Origin of the sequence: Wenyingzhuangia fucanilytica (assembly GCF_001697185.1) — a bacterium.
In the GTDB taxonomy this organism is placed as follows: Bacteria; Bacteroidota; Bacteroidia; order Flavobacteriales; family Flavobacteriaceae; genus Wenyingzhuangia; species Wenyingzhuangia fucanilytica.
On record NZ_CP014224.1, the window covers coordinates 1,329,828 to 1,354,535 of the forward strand.

28 protein-coding genes and 1 tRNA gene are annotated in these 24,708 nt (G+C 30.7%); 23 read left to right on the forward strand and 6 right to left on the reverse strand.

Features of this window, described 5'->3' with window-relative positions; translation table 11 throughout:
- Positions 1-63 precede the first annotated feature (63 nt).
- Positions 64-1,524, forward strand: a complete 1,461-nt coding sequence (locus tag AXE80_RS05575) for an FAD-dependent oxidoreductase (protein ID WP_068825245.1) — start codon at positions 64-66, stop codon at positions 1,522-1,524.
- A gap of 75 nt (positions 1,525-1,599) precedes the next feature.
- On the opposite strand, the gene AXE80_RS05580 is transcribed toward AXE80_RS05575, so the two are convergent.
- The gene (locus AXE80_RS05580) at positions 1,600-5,964 is read right to left on the reverse strand and encodes a PAS domain S-box protein (RefSeq protein ID WP_068825247.1); all 4,365 of its coding nucleotides are present in this window, start codon (positions 5,962-5,964) and stop codon (positions 1,600-1,602) included.
- A 148-nt stretch (positions 5,965-6,112) separates the two neighbouring features.
- Here AXE80_RS05580 and AXE80_RS05585 point away from each other — a divergent pair, with 148 nt between their 5' ends.
- The gene (locus AXE80_RS05585) at positions 6,113-7,375 is read left to right on the forward strand and encodes a YaiO family outer membrane beta-barrel protein (protein ID WP_083194589.1); all 1,263 of its coding nucleotides are present in this window, start codon (positions 6,113-6,115) and stop codon (positions 7,373-7,375) included.
- Positions 7,376-8,536 carry a hypothetical protein gene (locus AXE80_RS05590; RefSeq protein ID WP_068825251.1) on the forward strand — a complete coding sequence of 387 codons (1,161 nt, stop codon included), beginning with the start codon at positions 7,376-7,378 and terminating at the stop codon, positions 8,534-8,536.
- A 5-nt stretch (positions 8,537-8,541) separates the two neighbouring features.
- Here AXE80_RS05590 and AXE80_RS05595 read toward each other — a convergent pair whose 3' ends face one another.
- The 4 genes from AXE80_RS05595 to AXE80_RS05610 are packed head-to-tail and all read right to left on the reverse strand — an operon-like array spanning position 8,542 to position 13,419.
- On the reverse strand, positions 8,542-10,575 hold the full coding sequence (locus AXE80_RS05595; protein ID WP_068825252.1) for an LTA synthase family protein: 2,034 nt from the start codon (positions 10,573-10,575) through the stop codon (positions 8,542-8,544).
- The gene (locus tag AXE80_RS05600) at positions 10,572-11,963 is read right to left on the reverse strand and encodes a glycosyltransferase family 2 protein (protein WP_237340638.1); all 1,392 of its coding nucleotides are present in this window, start codon (positions 11,961-11,963) and stop codon (positions 10,572-10,574) included. The genes AXE80_RS05595 and AXE80_RS05600 overlap by 4 nt, the downstream gene beginning before the upstream one ends.
- Before the next feature lie 41 nt (positions 11,964-12,004).
- Positions 12,005-13,054 carry a HEAT repeat domain-containing protein gene (locus AXE80_RS05605; protein ID WP_157359352.1) on the reverse strand — a complete coding sequence of 350 codons (1,050 nt, stop codon included), beginning with the start codon at positions 13,052-13,054 and terminating at the stop codon, positions 12,005-12,007.
- Positions 13,054-13,419 (reverse strand): response regulator transcription factor, encoded by a 366-nt coding sequence (locus AXE80_RS05610; RefSeq protein WP_068825258.1) that lies wholly within the window; start codon positions 13,417-13,419, stop codon positions 13,054-13,056. The genes AXE80_RS05605 and AXE80_RS05610 overlap by 1 nt, the downstream gene beginning before the upstream one ends.
- 222 nt (positions 13,420-13,641) lie before the next feature.
- Here AXE80_RS05610 and AXE80_RS05615 point away from each other — a divergent pair.
- The 18 genes from AXE80_RS05615 to AXE80_RS05700 all read left to right on the forward strand — a co-directional run bounded on the left by AXE80_RS05615 (position 13,642) and on the right by AXE80_RS05700 (position 23,359).
- Positions 13,642-13,726, forward strand: a tRNA-Ser gene (locus AXE80_RS05615).
- 250 nt (positions 13,727-13,976) lie between these two features.
- Positions 13,977-15,257 carry a site-specific integrase gene (locus tag AXE80_RS05620; RefSeq protein WP_068825260.1) on the forward strand — a complete coding sequence of 427 codons (1,281 nt, stop codon included), beginning with the start codon at positions 13,977-13,979 and terminating at the stop codon, positions 15,255-15,257.
- A 329-nt stretch (positions 15,258-15,586) separates the two neighbouring features.
- Complete coding sequence (locus tag AXE80_RS05625; RefSeq protein WP_068825262.1) at positions 15,587-16,222, forward strand: helix-turn-helix domain-containing protein; 636 nt, start codon at positions 15,587-15,589, stop codon at positions 16,220-16,222.
- Positions 16,223-16,348: 126 nt separating this feature from the next.
- Positions 16,349-16,681, forward strand: a complete 333-nt coding sequence (locus AXE80_RS05630; protein ID WP_068825264.1) for a metalloregulator ArsR/SmtB family transcription factor — start codon at positions 16,349-16,351, stop codon at positions 16,679-16,681.
- A complete protein-coding gene (locus AXE80_RS05635) occupies positions 16,671-17,180 on the forward strand; it encodes an SRPBCC family protein (protein WP_068825266.1) in 510 nt (169 codons plus the stop codon). The genes AXE80_RS05630 and AXE80_RS05635 overlap by 11 nt, the downstream gene beginning before the upstream one ends.
- Positions 17,177-17,677: an SRPBCC family protein gene (locus tag AXE80_RS05640; protein ID WP_068825268.1), complete on the forward strand. Its 501-nt coding sequence runs from the start codon at positions 17,177-17,179 to the stop codon at positions 17,675-17,677. The genes AXE80_RS05635 and AXE80_RS05640 overlap by 4 nt, the downstream gene beginning before the upstream one ends.
- Positions 17,674-18,057, forward strand: coding sequence for a DoxX family protein (locus tag AXE80_RS05645; RefSeq protein WP_068825270.1), 384 nt, complete (start codon positions 17,674-17,676; stop codon positions 18,055-18,057). The genes AXE80_RS05640 and AXE80_RS05645 overlap by 4 nt, the downstream gene beginning before the upstream one ends.
- Before the next feature lie 2 nt (positions 18,058-18,059).
- Positions 18,060-18,272 (forward strand): DUF4287 domain-containing protein, encoded by a 213-nt coding sequence (locus AXE80_RS05650; protein WP_054726427.1) that lies wholly within the window; start codon positions 18,060-18,062, stop codon positions 18,270-18,272.
- Positions 18,273-18,298: 26 nt separating this feature from the next.
- Positions 18,299-18,934 (forward strand): DUF998 domain-containing protein, encoded by a 636-nt coding sequence (locus AXE80_RS05655; protein WP_068825272.1) that lies wholly within the window; start codon positions 18,299-18,301, stop codon positions 18,932-18,934.
- Positions 18,935-18,939: 5 nt separating this feature from the next.
- A complete protein-coding gene (locus AXE80_RS05660; protein ID WP_068825274.1) occupies positions 18,940-19,302 on the forward strand; it encodes a DUF1801 domain-containing protein in 363 nt (120 codons plus the stop codon).
- Positions 19,303-19,311: 9 nt separating this feature from the next.
- Complete coding sequence (locus AXE80_RS05665) at positions 19,312-19,680, forward strand: VOC family protein (protein WP_068825276.1); 369 nt, start codon at positions 19,312-19,314, stop codon at positions 19,678-19,680.
- A gap of 83 nt (positions 19,681-19,763) precedes the next feature.
- Positions 19,764-20,003, forward strand: a complete 240-nt coding sequence (locus AXE80_RS05670) for a hypothetical protein (protein ID WP_054724470.1) — start codon at positions 19,764-19,766, stop codon at positions 20,001-20,003.
- 12 nt (positions 20,004-20,015) lie between these two features.
- Positions 20,016-21,083 carry a helix-turn-helix transcriptional regulator gene (locus tag AXE80_RS05675; protein WP_083194591.1) on the forward strand — a complete coding sequence of 356 codons (1,068 nt, stop codon included), beginning with the start codon at positions 20,016-20,018 and terminating at the stop codon, positions 21,081-21,083.
- Positions 21,084-21,169: 86 nt separating this feature from the next.
- Positions 21,170-21,763, forward strand: a complete 594-nt coding sequence (locus AXE80_RS05680) for a Crp/Fnr family transcriptional regulator (protein ID WP_068825280.1) — start codon at positions 21,170-21,172, stop codon at positions 21,761-21,763.
- A 64-nt stretch (positions 21,764-21,827) separates the two neighbouring features.
- A complete protein-coding gene (locus AXE80_RS05685) occupies positions 21,828-22,211 on the forward strand; it encodes a VOC family protein (RefSeq protein ID WP_068825282.1) in 384 nt (127 codons plus the stop codon).
- Between the two features lie 20 nt (positions 22,212-22,231).
- On the forward strand, positions 22,232-22,609 hold the full coding sequence (locus tag AXE80_RS05690; RefSeq protein WP_068825284.1) for a nuclear transport factor 2-like protein: 378 nt from the start codon (positions 22,232-22,234) through the stop codon (positions 22,607-22,609).
- A 2-nt stretch (positions 22,610-22,611) separates the two neighbouring features.
- Positions 22,612-23,067, forward strand: coding sequence for a DUF1569 domain-containing protein (locus tag AXE80_RS05695; protein ID WP_054724481.1), 456 nt, complete (start codon positions 22,612-22,614; stop codon positions 23,065-23,067).
- 40 nt (positions 23,068-23,107) lie between these two features.
- On the forward strand, positions 23,108-23,359 hold the full coding sequence (locus AXE80_RS05700) for a hypothetical protein (RefSeq protein ID WP_068825286.1): 252 nt from the start codon (positions 23,108-23,110) through the stop codon (positions 23,357-23,359).
- A 4-nt stretch (positions 23,360-23,363) separates the two neighbouring features.
- Here AXE80_RS05700 and AXE80_RS05705 read toward each other — a convergent pair whose 3' ends face one another.
- Positions 23,364-23,786: a DUF1330 domain-containing protein gene (locus AXE80_RS05705; protein WP_068825288.1), complete on the reverse strand. Its 423-nt coding sequence runs from the start codon at positions 23,784-23,786 to the stop codon at positions 23,364-23,366.
- Positions 23,787-23,919: 133 nt separating this feature from the next.
- On the opposite strand from AXE80_RS05705, the gene AXE80_RS05710 reads away from it, so the two are divergent.
- Together AXE80_RS05710 and AXE80_RS05715 are read left to right on the forward strand one after the other, a co-directional pair.
- The gene (locus AXE80_RS05710) at positions 23,920-24,246 is read left to right on the forward strand and encodes an ArsR/SmtB family transcription factor (RefSeq protein ID WP_068825290.1); all 327 of its coding nucleotides are present in this window, start codon (positions 23,920-23,922) and stop codon (positions 24,244-24,246) included.
- 3 nt (positions 24,247-24,249) lie between these two features.
- Positions 24,250-24,708, forward strand: coding sequence for an SRPBCC family protein (locus AXE80_RS05715; RefSeq protein ID WP_068825292.1), 459 nt, complete (start codon positions 24,250-24,252; stop codon positions 24,706-24,708).

The window sequence follows — 24,708 nt, forward strand, 5'->3', positions numbered from 1 at the left end:
ATTTTCTAATAAGACAATAAGAAGTATTTTAGTAATGTAAAATTCAAGTTTAATCAAAGGGAAGTGAATAAGGAGGAAAGTAAAAAGGAATATTGGTCAACTTGCAAATCGTGTTATGGACAAGGTAAAAAAAGACGAAGAATTCAAAAGAAAGTTCGTCTTCAATACCAAAGAGCATTAGAGCAGTTTGAAAAATCAAAAGGAGAAGGAAAACTTCCAGTTCGTCCAAAGGGGCAGCTTTATGTTTGCCATGATTGTAAGGGTTCAGGCTTGATTTTTTCTGAAATAAAACCTCTTATAGACACTGACAACTATCCGCATATTGCCATAGTTGGAGCCGGAATTGGGGGAGTGGCATTGGCTGTGGCTTGTTTACACAGAGGAATTCCTTTTACTCTTTATGAGCGTGATGATCGTTTTGATGCCAGATCTCAAGGTTATGGACTTACTTTACAACAGGCGAGTAAAGCAATTGAGGGCTTTGGTATTTTCGCATTAAAAGATGGGGTGGTGTCTACTAGGCATGTGGTACACACAATGGAAGGAGAAATAATAGGAGAATGGGGAATGAGAAAATGGTTAGAAACCGACGATGTTGCGACATCATCAAAACGAACAAATGTTCATATTCCAAGACAATCTTTACGTTTAGCATTGTTAGAGCAACTTGACAAACACAATACAGTACAATGGGGACATCAATTGGTTGATTTTAAACAACAAGAAAATGATGAAGTAACTCTTGATTTTCAGGTAAATGGAAAGATGAAAACAGCCAAATCAGATCTTTTGGTTGGTGCAGATGGTATTCGTAGTTCTGTAAGAAAATTGTTGATTGGTGATGAAATTACTCCTTTACGTTATTTGGGGTGCATTGTAATATTAGGAATTTGTCCTTTAAATTTTTTAGAGGGAGTAAGTAGTCCTTTGTTAGATTCAGCAACGGTATTTCAAACAGCTAATGGGAATGAGCGTATTTATATGATGCCTTTTACAAAAGATTCTGTAATGTGGCAATTAAGTTTTCCGATGTTAGAAGATGAGGCAAAAGAGTTAAGCGCTAAAGGGGCTAAAGCTTTAAAAGCAGAGGCTTATACTAGGGTTCCTTGGCATCATCCTATTCCTCAGATTTTGGAAGCGACCTTAGAATCTGAAATCACTGGATATCCGGTGTATGATAGAGCGTTGCTTAAACCAGAATTTTTAGAGCAAGGAAAACAGGTAACATTGATTGGCGATGCAGCGCATCCCATGAGTCCTTTTAAAGGACAAGGAGCCAATCAGGCTTTGTTGGATGCATTAGCTTTAGCACGTGGCATATCAAAAGGTTGTAGGCCTTTATCTTTGTGGAAAGAAGTTGGAATTAGGACTTCGGTATTAAAAGATTTTGAATCAGAAATGTTAAAAAGAAGTGCTATAAAAGTAAAAGATTCTGCAGCAGCAGCAGAATTTTTACATTCAGATATTGTGCTTCACAAAAGTGATGAGCCAAGAGGAAGAGTGTTTAAGAAAAAAAAGGGATAACAATTTAGTTGAATAATTATAAGTTAGATTCTAAATAAAAACCTCATAATCTATATGATTATGAGGTTTTTTGTTTTAATTCATCAGTTTTTTAATAAGGATAATTTCTTCTTGAATTTCGTTAAATATCATATCTAAATCAACTTCGTCAATAGCGTTTATTTGTTCTAATCGTGTTGCCATTTCAGACAACTTACTCATTCCAGCAGTAGAGGTAGTTCCTCTTAATTTATGACCTATTTGTTTAAGTCCCTCAAGACTTTTGTTATTGATATGGTTTTTAAGAGTATTTATAGATTCTTCTAATTGTTCTTTAACCAATTGCTGTACTTGATTTAAAGCTTCTTGGTCATCACCATAATAGGTTTTAAGTTGATTGATATCAAAATGTTCATTACTTTCTTCTAAAGTAAGTTTCTTTTCTATATTCTTTTCACTTGTTTCTTTTATGGAAAGCCACTCATCAAACACTAATATTAGATTGTTTTCTACAATAGGTTTTACTAAAAAATCATCCATACCTATACCTAAACATTTTTCTCTTTCTCCTTTAACATTTCCTGCAGTAACGGCAATAATAGGAGTGTGGGTTCCATTTTCTTTTTCAAGTTCTCTTATTTTTAATGTCGCTTCATACCCATTCATTTCTGGCATTTGTATGTCCATTAAAATCATGTCAAATTTATCTTCTTTATAATATTTAACAGCTTCTAATCCGTTTACAGCTTCTGTTATAATGGCTTGAGGTAATTGTTTACTAACAATTGTTTTGGCTAAAAATCTATTAACACTATTATCTTCTACAATTAAGATTTTAAATTCGCTATCAAGAATTGGTTTGTCTTTTGTTTCAGTTTCTAAAATGATGTTAGATTCATTGTTTTGGTTTCGCAACTGAGATAAAGTCGCATAAATATCATGTGCTTTAACAGGTTTAGTTAAACGTTTTGCAACCCCAAGTTCTTTGCATTTTGGGAATATATCTGAGTCGTTAGAAGAGCTATAAAGCAAAATGATAGGAGAATCTTTAGGAGAAGGATAAAAACTATTCCTAATTTTTTGAATGGTTTCAATTCCATCCATATATGGCATATGATAATCCATGATAATTACATCATATATTTTGTTATCTGCCAAATGTTGTAATGCTTCAAAACCGTTTTTAGCTTCATCGGAGTGAATGTTTTTAAGTTTTAATATTTGTTTTAAAATACTTCGGTTATTGTCGTTGTCGTCTACAATTAAAGCACTATGAATTGAATCTAAATTTTCCCAAACAATTTCTTTTCCTCGCTCTGTATCTAGCGTAAGATCAAAATAGAAAATACTTCCAACACCAGGTGTACTTGTTAATTCAAGTTTACTATTCATCATTAACAAAAGTTTGTTAGAAATGGTTAACCCTAAACCAGTTCCACCATACTTTTTGGTAGTAGAAGAGTCTTCTTGAGAAAAGGCTTCAAATATTTTTTGTTGTTTGTCTAATTTGATTCCTACACCAGTATCTCTTACACTAAATCTGATGGTTTTTAAGTTTTCTTTACTTTCTAAAATCTCCATTTTTAATTCAATTTCTCCTCTTTCAGTAAACTTAGTAGCATTTCCTAATAAGTTGATTAGGATTTGTTTTAGCCTGATAGCATCAGCCCAAATAAATCTTGGGATATCTGGAGAAATGTTTAGTAACATCTCTAGGTTTTTTTTCTGGATTTGATAATTGACAATGTCGGTAGAATGTGCTCCAATTTCATAAACGTCACATTTTTCAATATCCAATTCCAATTTACCAGCTTCAATTTTAGAAAAGTCTAAAATGTCGTTAATAATATTTAACAATCCATTTGCAGATTGATTAACAATATTTAAGTATTGTTGTTGTGTTTCTGTTAGGTTGGTTTTTAAAACCAAATCAGTAAAACCAATCACTCCATTTAAAGGAGTTCTAATTTCATGACTCATATTGGCTAAAAATTCAGATTTAGCAATACTAGCTTGTTCTGCTAGTGTTATTGCTTTTCTAAGTTCTTCCTTTTGTTTAATCATGGTACTGATGTTTTGTGTAAAAATCATCATACCTCCAATTTTTTGATCAAAAGTATACCACGGCCTCATTACCCAGGTAATAAAATGTTTGTTTCCTGAGGTTTTAGAAACATATTGGTCTTCTTCTTTTTTATGAACAACACCTTTTGTTAATACATCTTTATGAACATCTTTTAGTTCAGCTCCTAATACAGGATTAATATCGTAATGCGATTTTCCTATGATATCTTCTTTTTCTAAGTGATAATCATCAATCCATTTTTTACTGACCTCTATGTAGTTCATGTTATTATCTAACATAGCAACTGCAGCTGGAGCATTTTTTACAAAGGCAGATAGCCTAGCTTTTTCGGCTAGTAAATCATTTTCAATTTGTTTTCTTATGGTGATATTGGTTGCTACTCCTAAATATCCAATAATTTGATTGTTACTATCTTTTATGGCGGTAACCACTAATGATACAATTAGTTTTTTACCATCTTTAGCTATATAAGTCCATTCTCTTTGTTCAGAACCGTTTTTTTCGGCCATATGAACAAAAACTCTAAAACCTTCTATTTTTTCACCCTCTGATTCACTTAGCTCAACACTTCTTTTTTGGACTTCATCTATACTGTGTATAATAGCTGGACTTTGCTTACCAACCATTTCTTCGCTAGTGTATCCTAATAAGTTTTCGGCACCTTTGTTAAAAACGGTTATAATTCCTTCTAAGTCGGTTGCTATAATACTTACTTGTGTAGCAGCATTTACTACATCATCTAATAATTTTTTAGACTCTTTGATTTGAATTTCTGCAAGTTTACGGACATTGATGTCTTGAAAAGTACCGAAAATCTTTACACATTTTCCGTCTTTAAATTCAGGATTACCTATGGCTCTTACCCATATTTCTTTTCCTTTTTGGGTGATAAGTTGTAACTCTACATCCCAACTTTTACCTTGGGTAATAGCCTCTTCAATTGCTTTTGAAATGATTTCTCTTGAAATACCTTCTTTATAAAAATTGATTCCTGTTTCTACGTTAGGTTCAAAGTCGTCATCAACTTCGTGAATCTCTCTGGTCATATTTGTCCAGTGAACTTTGTTGGTAATTAAATTAACTTCCCATCCACCAATTCTAGAAACTTTATTAGTTTCTTCTAATAAGATTTTTGTTTTGGTTAAATCTTTTTCAAGTAAATATTGCTCTGTAATATCTACGGCATTACCAATAATGTAATCATCTCCTAGTTCGTTGTCTTGAAGAGTGTTGCTAAAAAACCATATACGTTTTGACCCATCTTTAGATATCGTAACCATTTGACCTTTAAATATCTTATTTTGCTTAATGGCTATTAAGTAATTGTCTATGTTTTCGTGTCTTTCTTTGGGAACAATATCATATAAGGTAAAGTTAAGTACTTCTTTAACAGTATATCCAATGGCCTTAGCACCGGACTCATTTACGGTAAGTAATTTTCCATTTAAATCGTGGGTACACATCAAACCTTGAGAGTTTTCAAAAAAGGATTTGAATCTTTTTTCGCTATTGGCTAACTTTAGGGTTAGACTAATATCTTCGGTAATATCTCGTGCATTGGCAAATATATTATCTGTCTTAGGCTCAAGCGTTGCTACCCATTGTAAAACTTTGTAATCCCCATCTTTAGTTTTAAATCTATGAGTAAAGTTTATGGCTTCTTCACCTTCTCTAAGTTTTTTAATTTCTTCTTGAGTACTTTTTACATCGTCTGGGTGAATAAAATCATAAAAGGAATTCTTTAATAATTTATCGGATTCCCATCCTAAACGATCGGTAAAAGCAGGGTTTACTTTTTTAAAGAAACCTTTGGTATTTGCAATACAGATTAAGTCTTTAGAAAGTAAAAACAATTTTCCAAAGTGCTTGTGTTCTTCTATTTTTCTTCTTTTAACAATTAATTCGGTAGCTTCTTTTGCTAGTATTTCTAAAGCCTCAGCTTGTTGATCTGTAATTTTTCTAGCAACAGTATCTATAACACATAAAGTTCCTAAGGCATTTCCGTTAGGATCTACTAGTGGCTGCCCGGCATAATATTTAACATTAGGGTTTCCAGTAACCAAAGGATTGTTTTTAAACCTATCATCTTTTGTAGCATCTTCTACCACAAAAACATCTTCTTGCATAATGGCATGATTACAAAAAGCAATCTCTCTAGGAGTTTCTGTAGCATCTATCCCTTGTTTAGATTTAAACCACTGTCTATTTCCATCTAATAAAGAAATCAAACAAATAGGGGTTTCACATATTAAAGATGCTAGTCTGGTAATTCTATCAAAATCTTCTTCATCTTCGGTATCTAAGATTTCGTAATCAAGTAAGGCTTGTAGTCTTTCAATTTCTTTTTGATTCGTGTTTTTATCTAAGTTACTCATAGAGGTTACTGTTTTTATAGAAATGATTAATTTATAAGAGAATTTCTTATAGATAAGTTTTAATGAAAATAAGAATATATTATGAGATAAAACATAGCTAAAGCCTACTTTTTTCCTAACTTTATTAATCATTAAATAATTTCCCCTTATGAGGCATAATTGCATGACTTTTAAAAAAGTTACTTTGTTTTTAATATTTATTTGTTGTTGTCAATTTGGTTTTGCTCAAGATTTTTCATCGGATGAACTTTTTTTACAAGCTAGAACAGCTGCTTTTGATGAAGATAATTATCCAAAAGCAATACAGTTAAGCAAACAAGCTTTAGAAAAAAGTCCGGATTACGCTGATATTAGAATTTTTTTAGGGAGAATTTATACTTGGTCTGACAAAGTAGAAGATGCTAGAAAAGAGTTTAAAAGAGTGTTAGCAAAAAGTCCAGATAATGAAGAAGCTAGTGTTGCATATGCCAACTTAGAATTTTGGAACAATAATTCTAGAGAGGCTTTAAAAGTGATTAATTCTGGGTTGTCACATCATCCTAACTCCATAGATTTATTGTTGTACAAAGCAAGGTTGTTAAATGATATAAAAAAATGGCCTGAGGCAGAAGAAGTTGTAGAGTCTATTTTAGAAAAAGATGATAAAAACGAAAAAGCTAGAGCCATGCTAATTAAAATTAAAGACAATTCTTTTAAACGTCAAGTGGGTGTGTCTTATGAGTATGTTTATTTTGATGATGGTTTTAATGGTAGAGATCCTTGGCAATTGGCAAGTGTAGATTTTAGCACCCAAACGCCAATAGGTTCTGTAATTGCTAGAGTAAATTATGCGAATAGATTTTTAACCAACGGATTTCAATACGAAATAGATGCCTATCCAAGTTTTACAGAAAATTTTAGGGCTTATATGAATGTTGGTTATTCCAATGCTAGTATTTTTCCTAATTACAGAGTTGGACTTTCTTTGTATCATGATTTACCAAAAAGTTTTGAGATAGAAGCAGGTTTTAGATATTTAAACTTTAGTAGTGATACTTGGATTTATACTGCATCTGTTGGTAAATATTACAAAAGTTTTTGGTTTAATTTTAGAACTTATTTAACTCCATCAGAAAGTGATTTATCTAAATCTATTTCTTTTTCAACAAGATATTATTACAGTGGTACAGATGATTATATAGGAATTAGAGTTGGTACAGGTTTGTCTCCCGATGATTCTTCTAACGCTAATACTATTGGGAATTCGGGTAATAATTTATCAGCTAGTAACATCAACTTAAACTACAGAAAAACCATTAAAAAACTTAATGTAATTACTTTAAGTTTTGGTTTTGAAAATCAAGAGTATAGATTAGATACAAGAGGAAATCAAATTGATTTTGGAGTGACTTATTCAAGACGTTTTAGATAAATGAAAAAAAAACATATATATATTATTGGAGCTGTTGTGTTGTTTCTTCCTTTGTGGATGTGGTTGTTTTGGCTATTTACTCCTAAAACCCATTTATTAGGTTCTATTGTAGATAAAACGGTTTTGACCAATAGTGGTCAAGAACACATTTCGCTTACTTGGATGTTAAACCATAAAAAGCTAACCAAAACACCAACAAAACTATATAAAGTAGACCATGATTATTTTGGTTTTTTTCCTAAAGAGGATGAAAAATTTAGAACCAAAGGTTTAGAAAGATTTACAGGAGATCAATTAGAAAAATTAAGTAAAGATGTTGATTTTGCTTACTATACAGATACTTATGGAATTTATAATAATGAGTGGTATACCAAAGATTCTACTAAAATAAGATATGGTAAATTATACGGAGGTTTAAGTCAAGAAGACTTAGAGTTTTTAACTCATATGAAAGCTAAAAAGAAATTGATTTTAGCGGAGTTTAATACCATTGCTTCTCCAACAACTTTAAGTAATAGACGTGGTTTTGAAAAGCTTTTTGGTATGCAATGGACAGGGTGGACAGGTCGTTATTTTGATAGTTTTGATACTATTAAAAATTTAGAACTTCCTAAATGGTTAGTTAAGAACTACGAAAAATACAATGATGAAGGATGGAAATTTAAAAAGTCTGGAATTGCCTTTGTAAATAATGGGGGAAGAGTTGTGGTTTTAGAAGATAGTTTAGATTTAAATAAAGAATTGCCTTATATCCATTCAGGTAAAAAAGGTCAAGAACAATTTGGCTTACCAGAAAAAATAAAATATTCTTTTTGGTTTGATATTATCAATATAGATCCAAATGTTAACGAAATAATTTCTGGCTATCAATTAGAGGTAAATGAGCATGGTGCAAAAAAACTAAAGGCTAATAAAATTCCTAAAAACTTTCCTGCAGTGATTAGACATAAAAGGGGAGGATATAGGTTTTATTACTTTTCTGGAGATTTTTCTGATAATCCAATCAGCATAACTAGTTCATATTTTAAAGGAATTGAATATTTTAAATGGATGTTCTTTGATGAATCTAGACCTATGGAAAGAAAAAGTTTCTTTTGGCAATTTTACTTTCCATTGCTAAATACCATTCTTGATGAAGAACAACTTATCTTAAATAAATAAAACAATTATTTTGTGTATTTCTGGTATATAGAATCAGGGATAATAGCTTTATCAACAGTAATGCTTTGACTTTTTCTTTTAAAGGTATTAAATAAGTTTTGTATTCTGTTTTTAATGTCTTCATCCTGTAAATTAGCTTCCCCCATATTTTGATTTAATTCAAATAAATTATCTCCGTTTAAATGATAATTCCCTAAAACGTAATCATTAATATCTGTTTTGGTTTGTATTAAAGGATAGCTATGGATGTTTCTAAAACTGCGAATAGTATCTAATCCATCACCCATCCAACTGGCAACACTAGGAGTTTTAATATTATAGCTATTTTTTAAATAAGATAATAGGCTAGGAGCAATATCAAAATGTGTAGAAACAGAAGCAAACATTTCGGTTCTTTTTAGCATAGGAGAATATATGATTAAAGGAACATGATACCTGTCTATTTTAGTAGCCATAGGAATTTCTGGTAATCTGTGATCACCGGTAATTAAAAATATGGTATTATCAAAGTCTGGTCTTTTTTTGTACTCGTTTATAAATTCCTTAACAGCATCATCAGCATATAAAACAGAAGCAAATTGAGCTTTATAGTTTCTGCGAGTATTTTTTGTTTTTTCATCAAGATTAAGTTCATCTAATCTTTCTTCAAATCGTTGGTTGTACCTATCTTGTTCTTCTACTAAAAATGGACTGTGTGTGGCAACGGTTAATAATACACTTAAACTAGGTTTATCGTTTTGTTTTTGGTTGTTTAAAAAATGTTTAAACATGGCTTTGTCACTGTAACCCCAAGAAAATCCACTAGTAGATGAGGCAGGTAATTTAACTGCATTGCTAGGGAAACTATCGTAATCATTTATGGCTACATTGTTTAGTTGTAAAAACAATTTCATGTTATCAAACCTAGACTCACCTCCGTAGTAAAAAGAAGTTTGATATCCGTTATTATTTAAAATATTAAACAAGGATAAATGTTTAGGCATTTTATCTCCAAGTGCTAAAAATCCATTCTCTCCAAATGGGAGTGAAGCCATTAATGAAGGTAGTACCGCAAAGGTTCTTCCTCCTTGACTTAAAAAGTTTTTCCAATACAAACTTTGGTTTGATAATGAATCTAAAAAAGGAGTAAAGTTTCCTAAATATGCTCCTTTGTTGGTAAAAGCCCTTCCTAATCCCTCAACTAAAATGATTACAATATTGGGTTTTTTCTCAGATTTATTAAAAAAAGTACTAAGTACATCGGGACTGTTGTTTTGATGTAAGAATGGATAATTTTCTTCATCAATATATTCAAAAGACAATATTTTTACTTCGTCACCTTCATAATCTCCAATATAACTATCAGCATAAATATCCATTTCATATACCTCAGGATAAAAATGTTTGTAAGTGCTTTTGTAAAAAAAATCACTTTTGTTTAGTACCAAGTTGTTTTCAAAATCTGAATTTAATTTTAAAGATTGTGAAATGCTGTTGGTATTAACAAAAAGCAATAGAATAGAAATAATAGGGAATAAAAAAGCAACTTTATAAGGTAGCTTTAAAAATTTATAACCAATATGTAGTACAAATATTAATAAAGCAGAAAAAATTAGTATTCCTATCACAGGCAAAACACCAACACCTCCAGCGGAACCTAAAGTTTGTTTAATATCTGCTATAGAATAGCTATAAATATCTGCCCCTAAAGGAACTAAAGCTGTGTTAAAATATTGTATCAAACACAAATGGATAATTGCCAATATCAGAATAAATATATAGGCAGTAATTTTGGCAATTCTTTTATTTATCATAAATAAAATGGTGTAGATAGTATATTCATAAAACAACCATTTTATCCAAAAGACTATATTTAGGGTAATTGACCAAAAACCAACTTTAACAATGTTTTTAGGGTATTCGTTAGTAATACCATTGTAAATAATTTCTCCAATAGATACAAAACAAAGTACCATAAGCCAAACAGAGAAAATACCAACAAAAGTTCTGTTGGCTTCTAAAAACTGATGAAATTTGGAGGTTTCTTTTATTGATTTCATGATGTTGTATTTTGGTCAGTATTTCCAAAGCCTGTTCTGGTCATTTCTCCCCAGCTTTTCTTTTTTCTTAGGTAATCTATATTTCCTCTAATTGCTGAATAGACAACAAAAGGATGAAAGAAAATAGGTTCTAACATGGCAGTAAACACTAGTTTTATAATTTCACTTTGTTTTTTGTATTGGTTATAAGTTAGTACTTCCATTAAGATAGCAAATACTGAATATAAAACCCCAAAACTAAAAACCATTAAAAGGAGGTGGATAAAATAGCTCCAATTAATCAATCCAAAAGCAGCAAAAAGGATAAAAGTAATCAGTCCTAAAAATTCTATGATAGGTGCTAAAAATTCAAAGAAAAACCAATAAGGATAGCTTAGTACTCCTAAAATTCCATAATCTGGATTAAAAAACATTTTTTTATGAATTTTAAGTGTTTCAATAGTTCCTCTGGTCCATCTGTTTCTTTGTCTTCCTAATATTTTAAAACTATCAGGAGCTTCAGTCCAACACAAAGGATCGGGAATAAAACTAACTTTATAAGGTAAATCGAGTTCTTCCATATAACGCCTCATTCTTACCACTAATTCAATATCCTCACCAACAGTTTCTGTATCATAACCACCACATTTAATGGCGATTTCTTTATCAAAAGCACCAAAAGCTCCAGAAATTAACAACAAACCATTTAATCTACTCCAGGCCATACGACCTAATAAAAAAGCTCTAATATATTCTAGCGTTTGTACTCTAGGTAAAAACTTTTTAGGGAGGTTTACTTTAATCAATCTACCATTTTCTATAACACAACTATTGGCAATTCTAATTACTCCACCAGTAGCAATTACTTTTTCCTCAGTGTTTTCTAAAAATGGTTTTACTAGTTTTAAAAGAGAGTCTTGTTCTAAAATACAATCAACATCAACACAAACAGTGTATTCATAACTAGAAATATTAATACCTGTATTTAAAGCATCTGCTTTACCACCGTTTTCTTTATCAACAACAATTAGTTTTCTGTAAATTAGTTTCCTACTTCTATATACTCCTTTAACAGGCTTTGTTTTGATTTGTGAATCAACAAAATATGAGGTTTTATATAGATCGTATTTGGCTATTAATTTTTCTAAAGAATCATCGGAACTACCATCGTTTACTATAATTAATTCTAGGTTGTTGTAATGTAAAGAAAGTAAGGATCTTACATTTTCAATAATTGTGGCGCCCTCGTTATATGCAGGGGCAATGATAGATACTCTAGGAGCTTCTGATGAGGAAGAAATAGCATTGTAATCTGTAAAGCTATTTTTATTTAGATAATATCTAGTTTCTCCAATGGAGTATATACCAATAAATATATAGGAAGTGATGAGTATGATAGAATACATCATTATTCCAAAACTGAAAAAATCAAATAATAAAGACTGCCAACTCATATGGTAATTTCTTCTTTTATTTGTTTAACAATTAAATCCATTGGATAATGGTTGGAAATTGAGTTATTACAGATATCCTCAAATTGATTGGGGTTGATTTTTGCAATAGTCCTTGTTAGTATTGTTTTTAATTGAATGTTTTCTGTTTGTAGTTTTTCAATTAAAAAAGGAATTTCATTATCTGTTCCAATTTCTTGTAGTGCAATTGCAATGACTAGTTTATTAGCATATACTTCTTTGTCAAAAATATTTATAAATAAACTAGGAGTGGTGCTGTTAAATATTTTAGCAATGGTTTTAATAGCTTGTTGTCTAATTTTTTCTGATTGATGTTCTATACATAATAAAACTTCGTTATAAAGTTCAAAAAGGTGATATTCATCAATCAATTTTAAAGCAAATATTACCACACTATTATTTTTAGATTTTAACCAAATATCAATACCATTAAAACTATCATAGGTAAAATGTGATAGTTCTCTTAGCAATATAATTTGATACCATTCTGATATAGGTTGAGTTAATGTGTCTAAGAATTTTAACCCTTCAAAACCAGTTAATCTGATGATGGTAATTTGAGATTCTGCTCTAACCAAATCGTTTTTATGATTGGTGTTTTTATAGACCTTATCTTGCATACCCTCTAGTTTCATCACTCCAATTTCTTGAATAGCTTTTGCTTTAATATGCCAGTTTTTTGCATCAATGTTTTTTAAAACATATTTGTCAAGTTTTAACTGTAGGTATAGGTCTTTTAAGGATTCACTAGCATTTCCTGAAAAGCTTTTTGTAGCTAATAATATTTTGTTGGTAATTAATTTTCTAAAAGTTTTTAGAACAAGTAAGTTTTTAATTCGCTTTTTATCTTGTTCAATACCTTTATTATCAAAATATACAGTATTGTTTATGATATTATTACAGATTGATGTCCAACGTATGTATTTTTTTCTGTTTATATTTTTTAATAACAAAATAACAAGCATGTAAAGAAGCAAGACCAATGAAGTACCCAAAAATAGATATATTAAAGGTTTTAATTGTATCATTACTTTCTTCTTAAGGCAAATCTTTTAATTCTAATAGATAATTCACTTGGACTAAAAGGTTTAGGAATAAAGTCATCAGCACCTAATTGAAATGCTTCTAAGACAACTTCTTCTTGTCCCATTGTGGTTAAGATAATAATAGCAATTTGGTCTTTATATTTTTCTTTAACAGCTCCAACAATTTCTAATCCTGAAACATAAGGCATCATAATATCAGAAATAATTAAGTCTGGCATATGTTCTTCGGTTTTTTTTAAAGCCTCACGTCCGTCTACTGCGGTTATCACTTCATAGCCATCTTTTTTTAATCTAAATTCTAAAGTACTCAATATTAATGCATCATCCTCTGCAATTAAAATTTTCATAGCATAATTTTTTATAGAGGTAATTAACTAATGGTTATTCATAGGGGTAACACTAATATAGGGGTTTCTTTTTAGATTAGTTATTTCTATGTTTATTTTTTAGACGTATCTTTTTTAGCTAAAAATGATCAACAAAAAATTTAAAAAAAGAGGAATGTGACTTGTATAACAAAAAAGACTTGTTATATTTGCACTCGCAAACGAGAAATCGTGAGACGCTCAGGAGAAATGGCAGAGTGGTCGAATGCGGCAGTCTTGAAAACTGTTGACTGTAACAGGTCCGGGGGTTCGAATCCCTCTTTCTCCGCTAAGAGTTTGAAAAACTCAACCAAAACGCTGTAAAACTTATGTTTTACGGCGTTTTTTCATTTGTGACTATCCCATAAAGTTCATTAAATGGTATGCTTTCAGTGACCTATTTAGTGACCTATTGTTTAAAATTCAAATAGGTCACTAGAAAACGCTGAAACACTTGTATAATAAGGAGTTCACGTTTTGAACATCTTGTTTCAAGTGGTTTTAAGAGATAGTTTTATCAACCTAAAAAGTTACCACAAATGACCAAAACATTCAACTTACTCTTCTTGATTAAGAAAAGTAAAATCAAAGCCAATGGCACAGCCCCAATTTATTTAAGGATAACCATTAACGGAAAACCAAAAGAAATTGCATCAAAAAGATATGTAGCACCCGATTTATGGGATAGTAAACTTCAGAAAGTGATAGGTAAATCCGAAGAAGTAAAATCTTTAAATAGGTATCTTAAAACGTTAGAGCAGCAAGTTTATGATACACACCACACAATATTAAAAGACAAAATAACTGCAACCTCAGCAGTTTTAAAATCTAAACTTCAAGGTGTTGATGATAAACAAAGAATGTTAATTCCAATCTTCAAAGATCATAATAACAAAATTAAAGAACTGGTTGGAAAAGAATATGCTCCAGGAACATTAGAGCGTTACAAAACATCTTTAAAACACACAATAGCTTTTTTAGAATGGAAATATCAAATATCGGATATAGATATTGCAAAAATCAATCATGCTTTCATAACAGAGTATGAATTTTATTTAAGAAGCGTTAGAAATTGTAATAATAACACAGCAGTCAAGTACATCAAGAATTTCGGTAAAATCATAAAGATATGTTTGGCCAATGATTGGCTAGACAAAAATCCATTCGCCAATTATAAAGCAAAAGTTAGAGAAGTTGAGCGTGTCTATTTAACAGAAGAAGAAATCCAAACCATATTGAATAAAGATTTTAAGACAGAAAGATTATCGCTAGTTCGTGATATCTTCCTTTTTAGTTGCTTTACAGGATTAGCATACATTGATGTCAAAAATTTAACAAAACTGCATATAAGTATTGGAATCGATGGAGAGAAATGGATATTTACTCACAGACAAAAAACAGAATCCGCTTCAAAAATCCCCATACTCCCTGTTACACAAATGATAATTGATAAGTACGCACAGCACCCGCAATGTATAAACGAAAACAGACTGCTCCCTATTTTGAGTAATCAAAAAATGAATGCCTATCTTAAAGAAATTGCAGGTGTTTGTGAAATTGAAAAAGATTTAACTTTTCATATTGCACGCCACACTTTTGCAACCACCGTAACACTTACAAATGGCGTTCCTATAGAAAGCGTAAGTAAAATGTTGGGGCATAAAAATTTACGGACTACCCAACATTATGCAAAAATTTTGGATAAAAAAGTAAGTGAGGATATGAAGGTTTTGAGAGATAAATTCAGTTTAACCGATATAAAATCTCATAAAAAAAATAATTTAACTTATTATAATAAACTACTATCAAATAACTTATAACTATGATTGTTTTTCTAAATATCTTTTCTTTGTAATTCAAAACAAACATTAACTATATAAGAATAGAGATTTAATGAAAGAGAAAAGTATTCCTTTTTATACTTCTATTAATGATTTTCTAGAATCAATACCTGTCAATCATAGGACTAAAAATCCTATGTTTTATTGTATGCGTTTAGAAGAGCCATAAAGATGAAATTTACAAAGCTCCATTTCGTAGAGATTTCTTTTTTATCGGTTTAATAACATCTAATGGAAAAACCAATGTTATATATAACAATTAAGATGACCATATAAAAGAGTCATTTCTCACCTTTCAATGTTCAAACTTGATTTATAGTTTTTACAAAGAAAAAAATACGGAAGGTTATCTCATTTATTTTAAACAGGAATACTTTAATTTTTTAAAATTTGATTTTTTTAATGAATTCCCATTTTTTAATATTTTAAACATCAACTTATTTCAACTAGAAAATAATAAATATCAAGAATTATTACCAGTATTTGAAGAGGTATTTAAATCTTATGAAAATATAGATGTCTTTTCCAAAGTTACTACACATAAATTTCTTGCTTTACTCTATAATCTAAAAGAATTTACTAAGATTCAAAATGAATTACAACCATTAATAAATTCTAGTCATTCCATTACAAATCAATATTTAAAATTGGTGAATGTTCATTACCTCGAAAAACGAACAGTTAAAGAATATGCTACCTTATTAAATATCAGTGCTAGTCACTTATCTAAAACCGTTAAAACTGAAACAAATAAAAAAGCACTTTCGCATATTAATGGCAGGCTTATAAAGGAGGCAAAATCACTGATTCAATTCACTAATTTAAGCATAGCTGAAATAGCGCATCAATTAGGCTTTTCTGACGCTTCTAATTTTGGTAACTTCTTCCGTAAGCATACTTCAACCAGTCCACTAACATTCAGAAAAAACTACACAACCCGATAAACACCATTTATTCCCGCTTTTGCACCATTTTATAAAATAAGGTTAACCTTATTTTGTAATGAAATTATATTTACAATTTGCGTAGCCAAATAACTTCACATATATTTGTAGTCAAATAACTTCATAATGAAATTAAGACGAGATATTTTCCAAGCCATTAGCGATCCAACAAGAAGAGCAATATTGGTACTACTTACTTCACAATCCATGACAGCAGGAGCAATTGCTGAAAATTTTGATGCTGCGAGGCCTACTATTTCTAAACACATTCAAATTTTAAATGAATGTGACTTGGTTGATGCAAACCAACAAGGTCGAGAAATATACTACGAGTTAAAAGTTGAAAAAATGAAAGAAATCGACAAATGGTTAGAGCAATTTAGAGCCATTTGGGAAAATAGATTTAACCAACTAGATAATTTATTAGAAACACTTAAAAACAAAAATAATGAAGAGTAATTTATTATTCAATTTTTCCGTGAATAAGGAAAATAAAACTATTAACATTCAGCGAGAGTTTAATGCTAATCTTGAATTGGTTTGGAAAGCTTGGACAGAACCAGAATTATTAAACCAGTGGTGGGCACCAAAACCCTATCATATTGTAACTAAAACTTTAGATTTAGAAATTGGCGGAATGTGGCTTTATGCAATGGTAAGCCCTGAAAACGAAAAGACCTGGTGTAAAGCTGATTATAAAGGAATTGAAATAAACAAGTTATTATCTTGGTTAGATGCCTTTTGTGACGAAAATGGAAATGAAAATACAATAAAACCACGCTCATTATGGACAAATATTTTTACAGAAAAAAATGACATTACATTAGTAGATGTTACCTTAAAACACGATAAACTAGAAGACATTGAAACATTGATTAAAATGGGCTTTAAGGAAGGTTTCGGAATGGCTCTTTTAAACTTAGACCAATTATTATTAACTAAAAATAAAAAACAATGAATAAACTACAATTTGACTTCTTAGTAAACAAGAAAGATAACACACTTACTATTGTGCGTGAATTTAACGCAGAAAGAGAACTTGTTTGGGATTGCTACACGAAAAGTGAATTATTAGAAAAGTGGTTTGCACCAAAACCATTGACGGCCAAAACAAAGACGATGGATTTTAAGGAAGGCGGTTATTGGTTATACGCTATGATAGAACCAAACGGAACTGAGCACTGGGGACGAACAGATTTTACAGAAATTAAACCTATTGATTATTATAGATCATTAGATGGGTTTTGTGATAAAAATGGAAATCTAAACTCAGGTTTGCCAAGAGCAAAATGGCATGTGAGTTTTTTAGATTTGAATGAAAAATCAAAAGTTGAGACCATTGTAACCTACAATTCTCTAAAAGATTTAGAAACTATAATAGAAATGGGAATGGAAGATGGACTTAAATCAACGTTAGAAAGATTGGATGAGTTATTAATAAATGTAAGAAAATGAAAAAGATTAAAATCATATTTTGGATAGCAACTTCCATCATTTTTGCGTTAGAGGCCCTAATGCCATTGGCAACGCTTTTATTCGCACACGAATATTTTAACGCAGGAACTAAACCTTTGGGCTATCCCGATTACTTCGCCTACGCTTTAATTGTTTGCAAAATATTAGGAGCAACCGCGATAATGCTTCCAAAACTTCCAGTTAAACTAAAGGAATGGGCGTATGCCGGTTTAACATTCAATTTAATTTTTGCAGCTATAAGTCATATAGCGGTAGACCAAGTCATAGCCAACATTGTAATGCCTATAGTGGTAGGAATTGTTCTAAGTGTATCTTATGTCTACTCACAAAAAATTAATCATAAATCTAAAACTATATAATTATGTCATTCCAAACATACATCAAAAACATAGAAGATAAAACAGGTAAAACCGCAGAAGATTTTCAAACATTAGCAGAACAAAAAGGCTTTACCAGGAATGGAGAATTAGTTGTAAAGGCTACCGAAGTGACCAATTGGTTGAAAGAAGACTTTCAGTTAGGCCATGGTCATGCAATGGCTATGTATGCCTATATAAAAGGGAAAAGAGAATAAACTACCATCCTTAAAATTATAATTAAATGAACAAGTTAACTGTCACAAAAATAAGTGCTATCGGATTTGTTGTCCTATTAGTCATTTTACATTTCATAAACACATCAGTAAATCCAATATGGCAACCCATTAGCGAATATGCATTAGGAAATACAGGTTGGTTAATGCAGATTGTATTCTTTTTACTTGGTATAAGTTTTTTAACCTTAGGCTTATATCTAATTAAATACTTACCCAAAATAGGTTCTAAAATTGGAGGAGTGTTGTTAGTAATAGCATCTCTTGGTAATTTCTTAGCAGGCATTTTTAATACTGATCCTGTAGATACTTTACCCGAGTACATGACTATGAGTGGCCAAATTCATAACGCAGCAGCAGGACTATTAGGTTTTATGATTTTGGCTACGGTGTTTATTACTTATCAATTTAGAAAACAGGAACAGCTTAAACCATTTAGAAAAAATATGTTTGTATTTACTATAATTCTTTGGGGTTTAGAGGTTGCTTTAATAATTGTCATGGGTGTTTATTTGAGTGAAACGGATGGTATGATTACACCAGAGACTCCTATTGGTTGGCTTGGTAGAATCGTTATCGTATTTTGTGCTATTTGGGTTTGGAGTTGTGCTCATTATCTCCAAAAATCTAATTTCAAAAATTAGCTCATATGAATATCATCAATCAATTCATAAAAGATAAAATTAAGGAAGAGCATCAACCTATTTTTTTAAAGTTTAGGAGCTTGATTAAAGCAAAATTCCCAACACTAAAAGAAGAAATGCGAGGAGGAACCGAAAAATATTATGGTGTCCCAGTTTATAGACACAATAGAATTATCATCTCCGTGAGCCCTACCCTAAAAGGAATTACCTTTTCTTTTACGGATGGTAAACAGTTTGAAGACAAGTATAAACTACTTGAAGGAGTCGGAAAAAAATCATTAAATTTAAGATTGAGTGACCCCAAAGATTATAAAGATGAAATACTTGAGTATTATATTTTACAAGCGATTGAATTAGATAACAAATAAAGATGTGTAATGAAAACAACCATTCTAAGAATAGTTCCTAACATTTATTCCAATGATGTGGAAGCAAGCAAAAAGTTTTATACTCAGTTTTTAGAGATGAAATTGGTGATGGATATGGAATGGGTTTTAACTTTTGCATCCAAAGAAAACCCAAAGGCTCAAATCACAATTATTCAAAATACGGAGAACAAACCACTGGATAATAAAGCCATTTTTCTATCCATAGAAGTGGTGAATATTGACCAATGGTATGAACGAGCAAAAACACAAGATATTGAAATAGTTTACCCAATAACAACCGAATCTTGGGGTGTAAAACGATTTTTTGTCAAAGATCCCAACGGAGCAACAATCAATTTATTGTCACATTGTGTTTAGTTTTTTTTAAATAAAAAAAGACTGTCAAAGGGTTGTCACAATTCCTAGTTTTCTTTGTTGTATAAAATTATAATTGTTATAAAATGATAGAAGTATATAAAACTAATATCTTAAAAAAGAAACAAGCTAGGAGAATAAAGAAACAAATAAAAAATAGGTTTCCTAATTACTGTATTGATTTTGATCTTGAAGATTGTGATCATATTTTAAGAATCGAAAATTTTAACGATATATTAGACAATGATGTTATTATTAATATGGTTCAAAAACAAGGTTTTAATATTGAAATTCTAACAGATGAAATTTCTATAGTAAACATTTAAAATACTATTGTGATGGCATATACAGATAACATTTCAAGACTTTCACGGTTAACGGCAATTCATTTAAAATTACAGTCTAATTTATATGTGACAGTAGAACAATTGTCGGAGCAATTCAATATTAGCAAAAGAACTGTTTATAGAGATTTACACGCTTTAGAGCAAGCCAATGTTCCTATTGTGGCTGTGGAGGGAAAAGGTTATACTTTAATGGACGGGTATAAAATTCCACCTGTAATGTTTACAGAAACTGAAGCAAATGCACTCATTTTTGCACAAAAGATAATGGCAAAAACCAAAGATGAATCTTTGATAAATGAATTTAATAATGCCATAGATAAAGTAAAAGCAGTATTACGAAGTGAAGAAAAATCAAAAGCTGATTTTTTAGCGAATAGAACATTTATAGGAAAGAATTGGCAAAATGAAAAAACAAGTAATTTTCTTTCTGTAGTACAACGTGCTTTAACAAATTTTAATGTATTAAAAATAGCCTATAAAAAAGAATCTGACTTAGAACCAATTCTAAGAGAAATAGAACCTTTTGCTATTTACCATAGTTCTTCAGAAGATTGGATTATAGTAGCTTGGTGCAGGTTGAGAAATGAATTTAGAAATTTTAGAATAGACAGGATAAAAACCATCGTTAATTTACCCGAAAAATTCGTTCCACACCAAATGACAATGGAAGAATATGGTGAAATCCAGCGGAAAAAATATTTAGAAGGAAATAGTTTACATTATAAAAATATAAAAACAACCAAAATGATAACCGTAAAAGTAACGTACACTGTAAAACCTGATTTTGTTCAGAAGAACCAAGAAAACATTAACTTGTTTATGACTGATTTCAAAAAAATGGACACTAATGAATTCCGCTACGGTTCCTATGTGTGTGGAGACGGCAAAACATTTGTTCACCTATCTCATTACAAAAATGAGAACATTCAAAAAAAAATGCTTCAGGTGCCTTCATTTTTGTCTTTTCAGAAACAAAGAGATGAAAGTGGTTTAGAAGACTTGCCAGAAATTGAAGTAATGGAAGTAGTTGCTTCTTCACATGATATTTTTAAGTTTTAAAACCTATATATAAAAAGGAATGTTTACCTACTCCAATTTTAAGATTATTGAATCTCAATATTTTGTATTTTTAAACCAAAAAAATAATGACAGATTCCTTTTTTGAAAGTATTTATAACTATCCAAGTATTAAAAAAGAGGACTATAAAGCTATTATGTCCGCCCACACCAAAGTTGAGTTTGTAAAAAATGAAATCATACTTAATGAAGGCAAAATAAGTAATGAATATTTTTTGATAAAAAAAGGTTTGTTTCGTTCATTTGTTATTGACTATAAAGGCAACGAGATTACTACCGATTTTTTTAGTCCTAATGATATTTTAATTGAAGTAGCTTCTTTATTTCTTCGTACACCTTCTAATGAATCCATACAAGCATTAACAGACTGTGAAGTTTATAAAATTGAGTTCAATGATTTTCAAAAATTGTATAGCACTATAGAAGGCTTTACCGAATGGGGTCGCAGCTGGATGTCTCAGCAACTTTTTATGGCAAAACATCGTGCTGTAAATATGCATACACAAAGTGCTTCTCAACGCTATTTAGAACTAATGATTCAGAACCCACAAATAATCAAAGAAGTACCCTTAAAATATATTGCGACTTATTTAGGGATTACCGATACGTCTTTAAGTAGGATAAGAAAAGAAGTATTGTCTCAATCAGAGAACTTGCCATAGGACAAGATTTTTTCGCTTTCCTTTTTTCATTTTTGTAATCATAACAATTAAATAAATAGATAAGATGAAAAAATTTAATCCTGTAGTGTGGTTCGAAATTTATGTAAATGACATAGATAGAGCTGTAAAGTTTTACCAAAATGTATTTCAAGTTACATTGGAAGATATGAGTGACCCAACAAATAAAAATGTTCAAATGAAATGTTTCCCTAGTGATATGGAAAATTACGGTGCAGCTGGAGCTTTAATGAAAATGGATGGGATAACACCTTCTACAAATGGTAGTCTTGTTTATTTTGGTTGTGAAGATTGTAAAATTTTAGAAAATCGAGCAGCTGAAAATGGAGCTGAAATTATTCAAGCGAAAATGGGAATTGGAGAACACGGCTTTGTATCTATTGTTAAAGATACTGAAGGGAATTCTATTGGGTTTCATTCATTGAACTAGGAAATAAAAATGATTTAAAAATGACCAAAATAATATCAAGTCCCAATTGCGGTAATTCTCCCAAAATGGAATTTTTAAAACAATTTAATATTGCCTTTGTCGAAGGGAATGTTGCCTTTTTAACAGAAAATGTAACAGACGACATCGTTTGGAATATGATTGGCGACAAAAAATTAAAAGGAATAAAAGCGTTTACGGAAGAATTAGAAAAAATGCAATCTGTAAAAGCATCTGAATTGATATTAAATCAAATCCTATCCCACGGTAAAGAAGGTGCAGCAAATGGGGTAATGACAATGGAAAATGGAAAACAGTATGCGTTTTCTGATTTTTATCTGTTTCAGAGTGCTAAAGGAGAGAAATTAAAAGAAATAACATCATACTGCATAAAATTATAAAGATGAAAACCATTTTTGACCCGAACATCAGACTACAGCTAATCAAACGAATTGAACAAATCAATGCAGACAGTAAAGCGCAATGGGGTAAAATGAATGTTTACCAAATGATAAAACATTTGAATATTTGGAATCAATGGGTGCTAGGTATTGATAACAATATACCTTATAAACAAGACTTTCTTGGTAAACTTATTGGAAAAATGGTCTTAAAGGCCAACACCAAAAACGACAAACCGATGGGTAAAGGTGCACCAGCAGGTTCAAACTTTACCATCAAAGAGAAAAGTGGAGATTTTGAGAAGCAAAAACAAAAATTGTTTGATTTAACTGAACATTACGGGTGCTATAACAACCTAGATTTTATTCACGGTTTTTTCGGTAGAATGACCAAAGAACAAATTGGAATTTTCGCTTATAAGCATTATGATCATCATTTAAGACAGTTTGGAGTTTGACTTACATTCATTGTATAGAAGTATAAATCTCTTGAAGAAAATGAAAGTGAATCCCCAGATTAATACTACCTCTGCCACTGTCGAGATTTTCAAAACCAATGTCACGCATAATCAGTTAGCCAACAAAATAGTAGCTGATTTCAAGCAATTATATCCTGAGTATCACATCAATTTTGATTTAGAGGATTGTGATAAAGTACTTCGTATAGAAAGTTATACAGGTATTGATATTTTAGGCATTCTCAACTATGGCAGTTTAAACAATTTAGAAATAAATCTTATTGACTATTAGATGCTTAAAATTTTATTTCAGAGCTTGGTAGCAAACGTGAATCTTCAAGTGCAGCAGTTCTATGACCAGCATTTTTTAGATAATCTTCACTTTGAGCAAATTCCATAAATTTTAGTACCGATTGATGTTTAACCAATAATATTGCATCCCATTTTTCAGTTTCAGGTCCTATTAAAAAATCTTTTCCCTTTCCATAATATACAATTTCACTACCTGCTTTTAGAAATTGTGATTTTGTGGTATCGAGATATAGCTGATAGGCTTCTTCTCCACTAATTTCTTGTTTGGGTCTTAGATGTTTTAAATCTGTATAATCAGCTATTTCTTTAAATTTTAATAGATTTAACATTACTATTTCTCCCCTGTCCTTAAAGTTTTGATAAAATTGTTTACCACTATTGGTTGTGGCTTCTAAATATTTTTCCATTACAAATTATTTAATCTAACCATTCATTTACAGTTGTCTAATTTAAAATAATACACTTTTTTTATCGTATTTTTCTTAAAAAAATTGCGCAATTAAATAACTGCACTTATATTTGCAGTCAAATAACTGCGTAATGAAATTAAGGAGAGATGTATTTCAAGCTATAGCCGACCCAACACGAAGAACCATTATCACGTTGGTTGCGGCAAGTGCAATGACACCGAGTGCTATTGCCGAAAACTTTGATTATTCCAGACAAACCATTTCCAAACACATTCAAATTCTTACCGAATGTGAATTGTTGAAACAGGAACAAAAGGGAAGGGAAATCTATTATCAACTAAATCCTGATGGGATGAAGGAAATAGCTGAGTTTATAGAACCGTTTAGAAAATTATGGGATGAACGATTTAATTCATTGGAAGCTGTTATGAAGAAACATCAATCAAATATTAAATAGACAATGGAGCAAAAAACTAAAATCAATGCCCTAGAAGGTAAGCAAGAGCTAACTATCACGAGAGAATTTGACCTTCCTGTTGAACTTGTTTACAAAGCCTATACCGAAGCAGAATTTGTAGCAGAATGGATGGGAACCAACGTACTAAAACTGGAAAACAAAAATCACGGAAGTTATGCATTTGAAACCTCACACGAAGGAAACGTAATGTTTAAGGCAAACGGAACAATTCACAAAATCGTACCAAATCAAGAGATAGTAAGAACTTTTGAAATGGAAAATATGTCGATAGGCGTACAATTGGAGTTCTTGAATTTTGAAAAAGTTACAGAAGACAAAAGCATGTTAACCATTCAGATTATATACAAATCAGAAAAACACCGTGCTGAGCAATTAAAACTACCTTTTGCTTATGGTTTAAATATGGCTCACGATAAATTAGAGGTAATATTTACAAATTAA

What these genes read in the sequence shown, in the direction of transcription:
- AXE80_RS05580 (WP_068825247.1), bottom strand. Translation starts at nt 5,964, where the DNA reads ATGAGTAACTTAGATAAAAACACGAATCAAAAAGAAATTGAAAGACTA.
- AXE80_RS05585 (WP_083194589.1), top strand. Translation starts at nt 6,113, where the DNA reads ATGAGGCATAATTGCATGACTTTTAAAAAAGTTACTTTGTTTTTAATA.
- AXE80_RS05590 (WP_068825251.1), top strand. Translation starts at nt 7,376, where the DNA reads ATGAAAAAAAAACATATATATATTATTGGAGCTGTTGTGTTGTTTCTT.
- AXE80_RS05595 (WP_068825252.1), bottom strand. Translation starts at nt 10,575, where the DNA reads ATGAAATCAATAAAAGAAACCTCCAAATTTCATCAGTTTTTAGAAGCC.
- AXE80_RS05600 (WP_237340638.1), bottom strand. Translation starts at nt 11,963, where the DNA reads ATGATGTATTCTATCATACTCATCACTTCCTATATATTTATTGGTATA.
- AXE80_RS05605 (WP_157359352.1), bottom strand. Translation starts at nt 13,054, where the DNA reads ATGATACAATTAAAACCTTTAATATATCTATTTTTGGGTACTTCATTG.
- AXE80_RS05610 (WP_068825258.1), bottom strand. Translation starts at nt 13,419, where the DNA reads ATGAAAATTTTAATTGCAGAGGATGATGCATTAATATTGAGTACTTTA.
- AXE80_RS05620 (WP_068825260.1), top strand. Translation starts at nt 13,977, where the DNA reads ATGACCAAAACATTCAACTTACTCTTCTTGATTAAGAAAAGTAAAATC.
- AXE80_RS05630 (WP_068825264.1), top strand. Translation starts at nt 16,349, where the DNA reads ATGAAATTAAGACGAGATATTTTCCAAGCCATTAGCGATCCAACAAGA.
- AXE80_RS05635 (WP_068825266.1), top strand. Translation starts at nt 16,671, where the DNA reads ATGAAGAGTAATTTATTATTCAATTTTTCCGTGAATAAGGAAAATAAA.
- AXE80_RS05640 (WP_068825268.1), top strand. Translation starts at nt 17,177, where the DNA reads ATGAATAAACTACAATTTGACTTCTTAGTAAACAAGAAAGATAACACA.
- AXE80_RS05645 (WP_068825270.1), top strand. Translation starts at nt 17,674, where the DNA reads ATGAAAAAGATTAAAATCATATTTTGGATAGCAACTTCCATCATTTTT.
- AXE80_RS05650 (WP_054726427.1), top strand. Translation starts at nt 18,060, where the DNA reads ATGTCATTCCAAACATACATCAAAAACATAGAAGATAAAACAGGTAAA.
- AXE80_RS05655 (WP_068825272.1), top strand. Translation starts at nt 18,299, where the DNA reads ATGAACAAGTTAACTGTCACAAAAATAAGTGCTATCGGATTTGTTGTC.
- AXE80_RS05660 (WP_068825274.1), top strand. Translation starts at nt 18,940, where the DNA reads ATGAATATCATCAATCAATTCATAAAAGATAAAATTAAGGAAGAGCAT.
- AXE80_RS05665 (WP_068825276.1), top strand. Translation starts at nt 19,312, where the DNA reads ATGAAAACAACCATTCTAAGAATAGTTCCTAACATTTATTCCAATGAT.
- AXE80_RS05670 (WP_054724470.1), top strand. Translation starts at nt 19,764, where the DNA reads ATGATAGAAGTATATAAAACTAATATCTTAAAAAAGAAACAAGCTAGG.
- AXE80_RS05675 (WP_083194591.1), top strand. Translation starts at nt 20,016, where the DNA reads ATGGCATATACAGATAACATTTCAAGACTTTCACGGTTAACGGCAATT.
- AXE80_RS05680 (WP_068825280.1), top strand. Translation starts at nt 21,170, where the DNA reads ATGACAGATTCCTTTTTTGAAAGTATTTATAACTATCCAAGTATTAAA.
- AXE80_RS05685 (WP_068825282.1), top strand. Translation starts at nt 21,828, where the DNA reads ATGAAAAAATTTAATCCTGTAGTGTGGTTCGAAATTTATGTAAATGAC.
- AXE80_RS05690 (WP_068825284.1), top strand. Translation starts at nt 22,232, where the DNA reads ATGACCAAAATAATATCAAGTCCCAATTGCGGTAATTCTCCCAAAATG.
- AXE80_RS05695 (WP_054724481.1), top strand. Translation starts at nt 22,612, where the DNA reads ATGAAAACCATTTTTGACCCGAACATCAGACTACAGCTAATCAAACGA.
- AXE80_RS05700 (WP_068825286.1), top strand. Translation starts at nt 23,108, where the DNA reads ATGAAAGTGAATCCCCAGATTAATACTACCTCTGCCACTGTCGAGATT.
- AXE80_RS05705 (WP_068825288.1), bottom strand. Translation starts at nt 23,786, where the DNA reads ATGGAAAAATATTTAGAAGCCACAACCAATAGTGGTAAACAATTTTAT.
- AXE80_RS05710 (WP_068825290.1), top strand. Translation starts at nt 23,920, where the DNA reads ATGAAATTAAGGAGAGATGTATTTCAAGCTATAGCCGACCCAACACGA.
- AXE80_RS05715 (WP_068825292.1), top strand. Translation starts at nt 24,250, where the DNA reads ATGGAGCAAAAAACTAAAATCAATGCCCTAGAAGGTAAGCAAGAGCTA.